11 protein-coding genes are annotated in these 11,968 nt (G+C 41.0%); 5 read left to right on the top strand and 6 right to left on the bottom strand.

Annotation, left to right across the window (positions count from 1 at the left end; translation table 11 throughout):
• Positions 1-205: 205 nt before the first annotated feature.
• From QVO88_RS04520 to QVO88_RS04530, 3 genes are all read right to left on the bottom strand, one after another.
• Positions 206-358, bottom strand: a complete 153-nt coding sequence (locus tag QVO88_RS04520) for a hypothetical protein (protein WP_288177780.1) — start codon at positions 356-358, stop codon at positions 206-208.
• 128 nt (positions 359-486) lie between these two features.
• A complete protein-coding gene (locus QVO88_RS04525) occupies positions 487-771 on the bottom strand; it encodes a hypothetical protein (protein ID WP_138337588.1) in 285 nt (94 codons plus the stop codon).
• Between the two features lie 174 nt (positions 772-945).
• Positions 946-1,482, bottom strand: a complete 537-nt coding sequence (locus tag QVO88_RS04530; RefSeq protein WP_022287337.1) for a helix-turn-helix domain-containing protein — start codon at positions 1,480-1,482, stop codon at positions 946-948.
• Between the two features lie 216 nt (positions 1,483-1,698).
• On the opposite strand from QVO88_RS04530, the gene QVO88_RS04535 reads away from it, so the two are divergent.
• The gene (locus QVO88_RS04535; RefSeq protein ID WP_022287338.1) at positions 1,699-2,367 is read left to right on the top strand and encodes an NfeD family protein; all 669 of its coding nucleotides are present in this window, start codon (positions 1,699-1,701) and stop codon (positions 2,365-2,367) included.
• Positions 2,368-2,462: 95 nt separating this feature from the next.
• Positions 2,463-3,923: a flotillin family protein gene (locus QVO88_RS04540; protein WP_022287339.1), complete on the top strand. Its 1,461-nt coding sequence runs from the start codon at positions 2,463-2,465 to the stop codon at positions 3,921-3,923.
• 90 nt (positions 3,924-4,013) lie between these two features.
• Here the strand turns inward: QVO88_RS04540 and nrdG are convergent, their stop codons facing one another.
• From nrdG to QVO88_RS04555, 3 genes are all read right to left on the bottom strand, one after another.
• Complete coding sequence (nrdG, locus tag QVO88_RS04545) at positions 4,014-4,529, bottom strand: anaerobic ribonucleoside-triphosphate reductase activating protein (RefSeq protein WP_022287340.1); 516 nt, start codon at positions 4,527-4,529, stop codon at positions 4,014-4,016.
• Positions 4,530-4,531: 2 nt separating this feature from the next.
• Positions 4,532-6,790: an anaerobic ribonucleoside triphosphate reductase gene (locus QVO88_RS04550; RefSeq protein ID WP_022287341.1), complete on the bottom strand. Its 2,259-nt coding sequence runs from the start codon at positions 6,788-6,790 to the stop codon at positions 4,532-4,534.
• A 413-nt stretch (positions 6,791-7,203) separates the two neighbouring features.
• Positions 7,204-7,401 carry a hypothetical protein gene (locus QVO88_RS04555; RefSeq protein WP_022287342.1) on the bottom strand — a complete coding sequence of 66 codons (198 nt, stop codon included), beginning with the start codon at positions 7,399-7,401 and terminating at the stop codon, positions 7,204-7,206.
• Positions 7,402-7,684: 283 nt separating this feature from the next.
• On the opposite strand from QVO88_RS04555, the gene asnB reads away from it, so the two are divergent.
• The 3 genes from asnB (at position 7,685) to QVO88_RS04570 (ending at position 11,246) form a co-directional block, all read left to right on the top strand.
• Positions 7,685-9,520 (top strand): asparagine synthase (glutamine-hydrolyzing), encoded by a 1,836-nt coding sequence (gene asnB / locus QVO88_RS04560; protein WP_022287343.1) that lies wholly within the window; start codon positions 7,685-7,687, stop codon positions 9,518-9,520.
• Positions 9,521-9,791: 271 nt separating this feature from the next.
• Positions 9,792-10,235 (top strand): NfeD family protein, encoded by a 444-nt coding sequence (locus QVO88_RS04565; RefSeq protein WP_022287344.1) that lies wholly within the window; start codon positions 9,792-9,794, stop codon positions 10,233-10,235.
• A 36-nt stretch (positions 10,236-10,271) separates the two neighbouring features.
• On the top strand, positions 10,272-11,246 hold the full coding sequence (locus tag QVO88_RS04570) for an SPFH domain-containing protein (protein ID WP_022287345.1): 975 nt from the start codon (positions 10,272-10,274) through the stop codon (positions 11,244-11,246).
• Positions 11,247-11,968 lie beyond the last annotated feature (722 nt).

Raw genomic sequence — 11,968 nt, forward strand, 5'->3', positions numbered from 1 at the left:
CACTCTGCGGAGGACATCTCAGTGCTGTGCGATACTGTGCATGAAATGGATAAGGGAGTTATTGAGGGAGTAAGGTGACATAGACTGAATAAGTATGGATTCGTACAAACAGATATCAGAAGCCGATATTGATAGGTTAAAATTAGGACTATTCAAATAGGATAAGCTGCCACAGTTTTTCTGTAGCAGCTTATTTTTGTTTGTGCTATTTCTTCTTGCGAAGATATCCGTCATCATCATATTTCTTAGCTATGTGCTGTGCAGCTTGCCAATCGCCCCATTTGTCTACAGCCTTATCCCAAAGTTTATCTATTTGCTTTGGCGGAACGTATTCCAAATTGCCATATATTATTTCCATTTCTCTTTTGGTATAATGTTGCGACCTGACTATATACCAAAAATCATCAAGATCGATCAAGTTTTACACCCCTTTTTTTATTTATTGCTATACTATATTAAGCAAGCTAACCTACTGCCTAAAATCATTCAATTCACGCCTATCACTGTTAGTAGAAAAAGTATCATCATCACCGCCGATACGCTGCTAAGAACAAGTCCAAATATCACACAGCAAACTGCATTCAGGTCAAAAACTTCATTTCTTTTGCCGTCATATCTGAGCCTACAGACCTTATCGGGTATGTATATCTTTGAGCGCATTACTACCTCACATGGGAATACGTTTGGATACTCACTATCACTAACCTTGTAAAACGCTGTATCAAATTTCTTGCCCTCTGCCCTGCCGAAACGCACAAACTTTCCTTTCACGCTTTTCGTTCCAGTAAGTTTTACAGCAGAGTATACAAATAAACCAAAAATAACCAGTAGCAGGACGACAAGAAAAACAATTAACATTATAGGAACTATAACAAAATCTGCGCCAAGACACATGGCAAGCACAAGAACAACCGTGGCTATGATAACAAATTCCATGACTATACCCTACAAAAGACTTCTGTAATAGTCGCTAAGACGCTTAGCTTTAGCTTTCAAAAGCTCGTCAGCCTTGCTTTTAACGCTTTCATCTGCAAAAATACCACGCTTTGAAAGTTCAGAAGCCTGCTTGGCAAGGTCTATCGCCTTTTGAAGATCCGTGGCACTGTCAGAGCCTGAATACTCCCTAGCCACCATAAGGCAAGCTTTCGCCTTAAGCGCACATATCTCATCTGAAAATTCGTCATCAGCGTCATACTCTATAACAGCCTTATAGTTCTTGTTTATAAATTCTTTCCGTATACTGATATAGCACTCTGCGTCAGGGGCGTTTTTGGAGTCGTTTTCATCAGGCAGAAGGGCATTAGGCTCTATCTCCAACACCTTGCAGAGATATTCAAGGGTCTTTACCGACGGCGTTGCTGAGCCACTCTCTATCTGACTAAGCATATTGCGGGTTATAAAATCACCCACTACCTCGCTTTGGGTCATTTTCTTTGCAAGCCTTGCCTCTTTTATCCTCTTGCCGAGAGTATTGTTCTCCATTATATCGCCTCACTTTATTTACTGTAAATTTTATTTACTTATATGATAGCAGAAAGTAAAACAGATTTCAAGTGTTTAACGAAAAATTTACAATTTTTTTTGCTAAGCCATATCTAATAAAAAATAATTTTAATTATTATCGAAAATCTATTGACAAATAAGATAAATGAGTATATAATAAACGTAAATAATATTTACATTGGAGGTGTAAGCTATATGAATGAATGGTGGGACGGTTTGTCGCTTTTACTTAAAGTGCTGTATTGTATAGCGTTTCCGTCAACGCTTATACTGCTTGTGCAGACTTTGCTTTCTATGTTCGGTTTTCATGATGGTGGAAGTGGTCACGATTTCAGCGACACGTCAGGTCTTGATCTTGATGTTGATACCAACATCAGCGGTCACGGAGATGTGGATATTGGTCACTGTACACATGATATCGGCTGTGACCACAACGTAGACGGCGGAAACCCTGCGGATTTTGCTTCTATGAGAATGTTCACGCTTCAGACCATAGTTGCTTTTTTCACTGTGTTTAGCTGGTCATCTATCGTTCTTGTAAGCTCAGGTGTTTATCCAGCACTGTCTACAGTTATCGGCTTTGTTCTGGGTCTGGCGACCATGCTTCTTGTAGCAAAGATAGTTCAACTTTCTGCAAAACTTGCTGAAAACGGTACGGCTGATTATAAAAATGCTATAGGAGAAACTGCTACTGTTTATATCCCCTGCCCTCCTAAAGACCATGGGCTTGGTAAAGTAAATGTTATGATAAACGGACAGCTAAGAGAAGTCACTGCAATAAACAATGGTGATGAGCTTATAAAGACAGGAACTCAGGTTCGCATTATCGATTTGCAAGGAGATACTGTCGTAATAGAAAAATAAAAGAATTGATAGAACAAAGGGGTGCTAAACATAAAGATTCTGTGAATGACCCGTCTTGAGGTTATTATAATATTATTTGTGTGGGAGGAAAAATTATGGAACCAGTAATCATCATCTGCGTGATAGTCGTTGTGCTTTTTGCGGCAATTATGGCGATACTGTCACGCTACAGAAAATGTCCGTCTGATAAGGTGCTTGTTATCTATGGTAAAGTAGGAACAGACAAGAATGGTCAAGCAAGAAGCGCAAGATGTATCCACGGCGGTGCGGCATTTATCGTGCCAATAATCCAATCTTATGAGTATATGGATCTTACTCCTATATCCATAAATGTGGATCTAAAAAACGCTCTTTCAAAGCAGAACATCAGAATTGATGTTCCGTCAAGATTTACTGTTGGTATCTCGACAGAACCAGGCGTTATGCAAAACGCTGCTGAAAGACTTCTCGGTCTTAAACTCATTGAGATACAGGAGCTTGCTAAGGATATCATATTCGGTCAGTTGAGACTTATTATCGCAACAATGGATATCGAGGAAATAAACTCGGACAGAGATAAATTTCTGCTCGCGGTATCAAATAATGTTGAGATAGAGCTTAAAAAGATAGGTCTTAAGCTTATCAACGTAAACGTAACGGATATTACAGATGAGTCTGGATATCTGGAAGCTCTCGGTAAAGAAGCTGCTGCAAAGGCTATCAATGACGCTAAGAAGTCAGTTGCCGAAAAACACAGAGACGGTGAGATCGGTCAGGCAAACGCTCAGAAAGACCAGCGTATCCAAGTTGCTGCTGCAAACGCTTCTGCTATCGACGGTGAGAACCAGGCCAAGATAGAGGTTGCACAGTCAGAAGCCCTCAGACGTGAGCGTGAAGCGGAAGCTCTCAGACAGGCTACAGCCGCTGAAGCTGTTCAGGCAGCAAAGGCAAAGCAGGAAGCTTACATAGCTCAGCAATCCGCCGAGCAGACGAGAGCCGAACTTGAAAAGGCTACACAGACCGCCGATGTTATCGTAAAGGCTCAGATCTCAAAGCAGCAGGCCGAGATCGAAGCTGAAGCACAGGCTGAGGTAGTAAGACGTAAAGCAAAGGGTGAGGCCGATGCTATCTTTGCAAAAATGGAAGCTGAAGCAAAGGGCAATCAGGAAATACTCACAAAGCAGGCAGAAGGTATGAGAAAGCTTGTTGAAGCAGCAGGCGGAGATGCTAATGCAGCCGTCAAACTCATAGTTGCTGATAAGCTTGAAGAGCTTATCTCTATTCAGGTAGAAGCTATCAAGAACATTAAGATAGACAAGATAACCGTGTGGGATACAGGCGCAGGTGCAGACGGAAAAGGCTCGACAGCAAACTTTCTAAGCGGACTTATGCAGTCAGTTCCTCCGCTGAACGATCTGTTCAAGCAAGCAGGAATGTCACTCCCTGATTTTCTTGGCGAGGACATACAGGAAGCTTTGAAAAAGTCACAGGAAGAAGCAGTAAAGAGAGCAGCCGAGGCTGATAATGCAGAAACTCTCGACCCAAAAGATGTTGAGGTAATAGAGCCTGAGAAATAATTAATTTGACCTCCGTAGTTTAACGATTGCGGAGGTCTTTTGGTATAAATAAAAGCGAGTTTCAACATCATGAAACTCGCTTTTCTATGTTCAATATGGTTCAACGACTACTGCTCTGCCCTCTTTCAAGGACCTTTGTACATCAATAAAACGCTGATTTTTGCTGCCCATAAATTTCAACTCAAGGCTTCGCTGTGACAGAATAAATGGTCCGTCAACAAGATAATCAAGCTGTTGCAGCAGCTCAAGATAGCCGTTATTATCATCAGCATTGGCTATAAGATATTCATAAGTATATCCAGTGAAAGATATGACATTCAGCGGAAATCTATTAAAGGCTTTTATCCTTCCTGCAAGTTCTACTAACGGTTTGCACTGACAGAAAGGCTCACCGCCACTGAACGTCACACCGTCAAGAAGCGGGTCTTTTATTATCTCATTGTAAAGCTGGTCTGTATCAACGACAATTCCACCGTTAAAATCATGTGTCTGCGGATTGTGACAACCCTCACAGCCGTGTGGACAGCCCTGCGTAAAAATAGTGAACCTAAAACCCGGTCCGTCTACGATAGATTCACCGACAGTGCCTGCTATCCTAAGCTTCATGGCTAATTGTCACCCTCACAGCAGGCTTTTGCACGAGGTATCCTCTCATGTATCACCTTGCTGTGTTCAGCCTCAGAACGTCCACACTTCGGGCATTTGTCACCTATTATTCCAGTATATCCGCAAACAGGATCACGGTCAACAGGATGGTTTATTGAGCCGTAGCCTATGCCAACTTCTTTCATATATCTTACGACTTTCTCGAATGCAGAAAGATTGTTCAGCGGATCGCCGTCAAGCTCGATATAGCTTATATGGCCTGCATTTGTAAGAGCATGGTAAGGAGCTTCTATTTTAAGTTTCTCAAACGCTGTTATCGGATAGTAAACAGGCACATGGAAAGAATTAGTATAATATTCTCTGTCCGTAACTCCTGCTATCTCACCATAACGTTCTTTATCCATTTTAACAAATCTGCCAGAAAGTCCCTCAGCAGGCGTTGCAAGCAACGAGAAGTTAAGACCAGTACGCTTTGTTTCCTCGTCCATTCTTGCTCTCATACGCGAGATTATCTCCAAGCCAAGCTCTCTTGCTTCTTCACTTTCACCATGGTGCTTGCCAGTAAGCACTTTAAGACACTCAGCAAGACCGATAAAGCCCACTGAAAGCGTGCCATGCTTTAGCACTTCTTCAAGTGTATCGTCAGCCGTAAGCTTCTCTGAATCGAGCCATATGCCCTGACCCATGAGAAACGGATAATTTCTCACACGCTTTGAACACTGTATCTTAAATCTGTGCATAAGCTGGTCGATACAAAGATCCATAAGCTCATCAAGGCTGTCAAAGAAAGCACCGATATTACGCTGTGCTTTTATGCCAAGTCTAGGGAGATTAATGGTAGTAAAAGAGAGATTTCCTCTTCCTGTCACTATCTCACGAGTAGGGTCATATGCGTTACCGATAACTCTTGTGCGGCAACCCATGTAAGCTATCTCAGTGTCAGGATTGCCCTCTTTATAATACTGTAGATTGAAAGGAGCGTCGATAAATGAAAAATTCGGGAAAAGACGCTTCGCTGATACACGGCAGGCGAGCTTGAAAAGGTCATAGTTCGGGTCATCAGGATCAAAGTTCACGCCCTCTTTTATCTTGAAAATATGTATAGGGAAAATAGGCGTTTCACCATTGCCAAGTCCTGCTTCCTCTGCAAGAAGAATATTCTTTATAACAAGTCTGCCCTCGATAGAAGTATCAGTACCATAATTTATGGAGCTGAAAGGCGTTTGAGCGCCTGCACGGGAGTTCATGGTATTAAGATTATGGATAAGCGCTTCCATTGCCTGATATGTAGCTCTGTCAGTTTCTTTCAAAGAGTTTTTATATGCAAAACTCTGTATCTTCTTCACTATAGGTGCGTCAACAAAATTCACAAGGAACTGTGCTTCAGCCTCTTGATAGCCGTTATCATTGGCGAGTGTAACCTTTAAGCCCTGCTCGTCAAGCATTTCAGTTATTTTCTTTGCAATGCTCTGAGCATCAGAAACTTCACCAAGGAGAGCAAGACCCCTGCCGATATTGTCACGATAGCGGTGTCTGAATGTCTTTCTTACGCCCTCAGCCATATCATAATCGAACTTTGGAAGAGATTGACCACCATGCTGGTCGTTCTGATTGGATTGTATCGCAATGCAGGCAAGCGCCGCATAGCTTTGTATATCATTTGGTGTACGCAAAAAGCCATGACCTGTAGAAAAACCCTTATCAAAAAGCTTTGTAAGGTCTATCTGAGTGCAAGTGGTAGTCAGTGTATAAAAATCAAGATCATGAATGTGGATATCGCCCTCCTGATGAGCCTTTGAATGCTCAGGAGCAAGAACATACATCTCATTGAACTCCTTTGCACCCACAGATCCGTATTTAAGCATTGTACCCATTGCGGTATCGCCGTCTATATTAGCATTCTCACGCTTCAAATCGTTATCTTTCGCTGATTGGAAAGTAAGATCCTCATAAACTTTCATAAGACGGGTATTCATTTCTCTTGCACGAGTCCTGTTTGAGCGGTAGAGTATATAACTTTTTGCAGTATCAGCCATGCCCTCCTCGATAAGTACACGCTCAACGCAATCCTGAATCTCTTCAACAGTAGGCATATCAAGGTGTTTTTCCATAAGCTTATCAACAACTTTACCCGAAAGCTCCAAAGCTTCCTCATAGTTATCCTTGCCCACAGACTGAGCCGCCTTGTATATAGCGCCAGCTATTTTCTCAATATTGAAAGTTACAGTACGTCCGTCACGCTTTTTTATCTTGATTATCACAATACCGCCTCCGATTTTCCCGATTTATCCTTATATTTTTTTATTCTCACAACTCGTACCGCAAATCACAACATATTGTATAAAAAGCAGTGCTTAATACAAGTATATAGTATAAGTGACGTAAAGTCAAGGCGTTATACAACAAAATGTGACTTTGTTATTTGTATTAAATGCACAAAGTCACATTTTCGTCAGATATTGATTTTAGGTGTCAAGTAAAATGCTTTTATCTGTAATGTAGTCGAACTTTACAACGCATAATACAATATAGTCCAGTTCTTGATGCTGTAAAGTGAGCTAACTTGTCGTCTTATGCATTTTCAAGTGCTGCTCCACACCTCTTGAATGTCGTAAATAGGTGAATTCAGCAAGCACGTAAAGTACTTTAACTTGTCAAGCTTTTAAATTTTGCACTATGCTGCTGAACTGCTCTCAGCACTCTCGTAAGTGTAATCATGTGTGACTACAGAGCTGCCTGTTTCATTTTCAAGTACCTCTTCGAGAGTAGTATTCATCATGTAGGCACAGAAAGATATAAGCATCACAAAAAAACTCACTATCAACACAATATCCAATCTATAACCATTTTTCTTCTTTTTGTTATCGTTCATAAGATCTTCTCCAAAATATGATTTTAATACCATTATACTATATCCCTCTGCCTTTTTCAAGCCAAAATGACAAAATCGCAGATATTTTTATACCATACACACTGCCATGTGATAAATGCACAAAAGACAATTTCTTTTATTGTTTAATTTTTGTTTTTACCCCTTGCAAAAAAGACGCATATAGTGTATAATAAATATTATATTGCTTGACGTTCACTAGGCGACAAGCGGCTGTATTATCTAAGATACAGGCAATTTGATTTAACAGAAATGAGGCTTTTATATGTGCGGTTTTGTTGGATTTACAAATAAAATCAATGACGCTTCCATAGTTCTTGGAAAAATGATGGATAGAATAAAACATAGAGGTCCTGACTCTGACGGAAAATATGTTGACGAGCAGATCGCAATGGGTTTCCGCCGACTTTCGATCATCGACCTTTCAGATCAAGGTAGCCAGCCTATCTTCAATGAAGATAAGTCGTTGGTACTTACATTCAACGGTGAGATATACAACTACAAGGATCTCCGTGAGGAGCTTGTAGCGTCTGGTCACAAGTTCTATACACAGACCGACTCAGAGGTGCTTATCCACGGCTATGAGCAGTGGGGCGAGAATATGCTTGACAAGCTGAGAGGAATGTTTGCATTCGTTATCTTCAACAAGAATACAAATGAGGTTTTCGGTGCAAGAGATTTCTTCGGTATCAAGCCTCTTTACTACGCAAAAATGGGCGAAACTCTTATGTGGGGTTCTGAGATAAAGAGTTTTCTTGACCACCCTCATTTCAAGAAGGAACTTAACACAGACGTTCTTGAAACTTATCTCACATTCCAGTATTCTCCTACAACAGAAACTTTCTTCAAAAATGTTTACAAGCTCCCTGCCGCTCACTGCTTTACATACAAGAACGGCGAGATGAACGTAAGAAGATATTGGGAAGTTAAGTTTCATGCTGACAATGGTCCTTCTTTAGAGGATTGGGTGAATAGGATATCTGACACTTTCAAGAACTCTGTTGAGGTACACAAGTTTGCTGACGTTGAGGTAGGCTCATTCCTTTCAAGCGGTGTTGACTCGAGCTATGTTGCCGCTGTTGCTAACGTTGACAAGACCTTTACTGTGGGCTTCGGAGAGGACGAGAAATACAACGAGATAGGTTATGCTAAGGAATTTTCAAAGTATATCCACAAGGAGAATTTCTCAAAGGTCATCAGCCCTGAGGAATACTGGAACAGTCTTTCAAAGATACAGTATCACATGGACGAACCTCTCGCAGACCCTGCGGCTGTGGCTCTATTCTTCGTATGTCAGATTGCATCAGAAAAGGTCAAGGCAGTGCTTTCAGGCGAGGGTGCAGACGAGATATTCGGCGGATACAACATCTATCACAACCCTGCTGATATGGCAAGCTACTTTAAGATACCAAGACCTATCAGAAAGGCTGTTGGTGCAGTTGCTGATAAACTGCCTCATAAGCACGGCATAAACTATCTTATAAGAGGCTCTAAGGATCTTGATGAGAGATTTATTGGTAACGCATACATCTTCTCTGAGAAAGAGCGTAAGGACATTCTGAGCATAAAAACAAACGCTCCCGACGCTATGGCTATCACAAAGCCTTTCTACGATAAGGTAAGAGATCAGGATCAGGTAACGCAGATGCAGTACATTGACCTGCACCTTTGGATGACAGGTGATATTCTTCTTAAGGCGGATAAAATGAGCATGGCTCACTCTCTTGAGCTTCGTGTACCGTTCCTTGACAGAAAGGTAATGGAGCTTGCAGAGCAGATACCTGTAAAGGACAGAGTTACTGAAACTGAAACGAAGTATGCAATGCGTCTTGCTGCACTTCAGGCTTGCCCTCCACAGACAGCTAAGAAAAAGAAGCTCGGCTTCCCTGTTCCTATCAGGGTATGGCTGAAAGAAGATAAGTATTATAATATAGTAAAGGATAAGTTTACTTCTCCTCAGTCAGCACAGTTCTTCCATACAGATAAGCTTGTACAGCTTCTTGACGATCACCGTGCAGGCAAATATGACTATTCAAGAAAGATTTGGACAGTGTTCTCATTCCTTGTTTGGTATGATGTTTATTTCAGTGACAACGTATAATTACACAAATAGTAAAAGCGGTTACCTCCAGCGGGTTACCGCTTTTACTGTAATTTTTTTATATAACTATCTTTTAGAAATACTTTTTTCTTTATGTAGTAGCATCAACATATATATATTAGTGTACAGCTAATAAAATATGTTACGGTCAATGTAAAATCATTGAAGATTAAAGGTAAAAAAGCAAAAATATTGTGTCTTAGCTATTGTAAATTTTAAAATAATATGTTATAATGAATCTTAAATAAATGAGAGGAACAGGGGGTATCATATGACAATGGCTACACTCAAAATAGTTTTCTGGGCTTTAGCTTTCGTGTTCTTTGTTGTATGCGAGGTCGCAACTGGAACGGCACTTGTGTCTATATGGCTTGCTATAGCAGCACTTATTGCGATGTTTTGTGCCATAGCTAAGCTTTCTTTCCTTACACAGTGCATCGTATTCGTCGTAAGTTCGATCATACTTCTTTTGCTTACAAGACCTGTGGTCAAGAAGCTCCAGAACAAGCCAGTTGCAACAAATTACGAGCTTGATGTGGGAAAAACTGCAATAGTTATTGAGCCTATAGATAACTCTGTGAACAAAGGCAGGGTCACTCTTGAGGGCACAGATTGGGCAGCAAGAACTGAGGACGGCTCAAAGATCTCAGAAGGCACACCAGTGAAGGTCGTGCGTATTGACGGTGCAAAGCTGATAGTTTCAGAAGAAAAGTAACAGCTTACATAAACTTATTTTTTTAGGAGGCATATAATGGAACCTGGAATTTATATCGTACTTGCTATCATCGTATTGCTTATAATCATTGTTATCAGCAACATCAAGATAGTACCACAGGCATATGTATTTGTAGTTGAAAGACTTGGAGCTTTTCATGCGGCATGGGGAACGGGACTTCACGTAAAAGTACCTTTTATCGACCGAGTTGCAAAGAGAGTATCTATCAAAGAGCAGGTAGTTGACTTCAAGCCACAGTCAGTTATCACAAAGGATAATGTAACAATGCAGATAGACACTGTTGTGTTCTTCCAGATAACAAACGCAATGCAGTTCACATACGGCGTTGAGAGACCTATCTCAGCTATTGAAAATCTGACGGCAACAACACTCAGAAACATTGTTGGTGACCTTGATCTTGAGGCTACGCTCACTTCCCGTGACATTATCAACACAAGGATCACAGCAATTCTTGATGAAGCCACAGATAGGTGGGGCATCAAGGTGCAGAGAGTTGAGCTTAAGAATATTCTTCCGCCAAGAGAAATTCAGGACGCAATGGAAAAGCAGATGAAAGCTGACCGTGAAAGACGTGAAAAGGTCATTCAGGCAGAGGCTGAGAAGAAATCTCAGGTGCTTGTTGCAGAGGGTGAGAAAGAATCTAAGATACTCAGAGCACAGGCAGACAAGGAGTCACAGATACTTGCAGCCGAAGCTGAGAAGCAGTCTATGATACTTCGTGCAGACGCTGTCAAGGAGCAGAAGATACTTGAGGCAGAAGGTGAAGCGCAAGCTATCGACATGGTACAGAAGGCGATTGCCGAGAGTATCGTCAAGCTGAATGCTGCTAACCCTAACGAGCAGGTAATCCAGCTCAAGAGCCTTGAAGCATTTGCTAAGGCAGCAGACGGCAAGGCTACAAAGATTATTATACCAAGTGAGATACAGGGTATAGCAGGTCTTGCAACAGGACTTAAAGAAGTCATGACAGACGTTAAGAAGCCACAGTAAAACGCATATAGTTAATCCCCTCCAAGGCAAATGCTTTGGAGGGGATATTTTTTTTCATTTTCAAATAATAATTCAAAAGTTAGGCTTTCAGGTTACATCATTTACCTGTAAAAGCCGTAAATACAACTCGTACAAAGGCAGAAGAAGTTCTCCTACATCCATAGGACTAACAAACGCATGAACAGGGTATTCGCCTTTTAACAGTTTCATTAACTCATGTATATTTTTTAGTTTATATCGTATTTAGTTATAGTATCCTTATAAGCCATATACTGATATTCTCCTCTCAATTTAAACGCGTGACTTTCACTTCAGACAATTTAACGGTATCCGAAATTGCTTCAGAAACACCACCGGGAATTCAAAAAGAATTTGCTCCAGATTCATTGGTCTGAAATTACCAATTGTATAGAAACGACGCAGGAATACTTGCGTCCTTCAAGGAGTTTCTGTGCAAGATAACGGAAAATTGGCAAGTTAGACGTACACAAAGCCGTTAGGCGGTAGTTGTGCGGTGTCGCCCTAAAGATCTGAATTACAAATTGATTACCAAGGTCTTAAACTTTGAATTCGTTTAACAAAAGTTCCGTCGTCAGGTGAAAACACAAATCTGAATCCGTTGAAATCATTTACAATTAATTCACCATCAATATAATTAATCATTACATACGGCGAAATAAACTTATATTCCGGACATACCCTTTCTTTATTCTGAATTCGCC

This window comes from Ruminococcus sp. CAG:57 (genome assembly GCF_000435935.1).
Classification (GTDB): Bacteria; Bacillota; Clostridia; order Oscillospirales; family Ruminococcaceae; genus Hominimerdicola; species Hominimerdicola aceti.

Excerpts from the sequence above, each read along its gene's own strand:
- QVO88_RS04520 (WP_288177780.1), bottom strand. The coding sequence starts at position 358 with ATGGAAATAATATATGGCAATTTGGAATACGTTCCGCCAAAGCAAATA.
- QVO88_RS04530 (WP_022287337.1), bottom strand. The coding sequence starts at position 1,482 with ATGGAGAACAATACTCTCGGCAAGAGGATAAAAGAGGCAAGGCTTGCA.
- QVO88_RS04535 (WP_022287338.1), top strand. The coding sequence starts at position 1,699 with ATGAATGAATGGTGGGACGGTTTGTCGCTTTTACTTAAAGTGCTGTAT.
- QVO88_RS04540 (WP_022287339.1), top strand. The coding sequence starts at position 2,463 with ATGGAACCAGTAATCATCATCTGCGTGATAGTCGTTGTGCTTTTTGCG.
- nrdG (WP_022287340.1), bottom strand. The coding sequence starts at position 4,529 with ATGAAGCTTAGGATAGCAGGCACTGTCGGTGAATCTATCGTAGACGGA.
- QVO88_RS04555 (WP_022287342.1), bottom strand. The coding sequence starts at position 7,401 with ATGAACGATAACAAAAAGAAGAAAAATGGTTATAGATTGGATATTGTG.
- asnB (WP_022287343.1), top strand. The coding sequence starts at position 7,685 with ATGTGCGGTTTTGTTGGATTTACAAATAAAATCAATGACGCTTCCATA.
- QVO88_RS04565 (WP_022287344.1), top strand. The coding sequence starts at position 9,792 with ATGACAATGGCTACACTCAAAATAGTTTTCTGGGCTTTAGCTTTCGTG.
- QVO88_RS04570 (WP_022287345.1), top strand. The coding sequence starts at position 10,272 with ATGGAACCTGGAATTTATATCGTACTTGCTATCATCGTATTGCTTATA.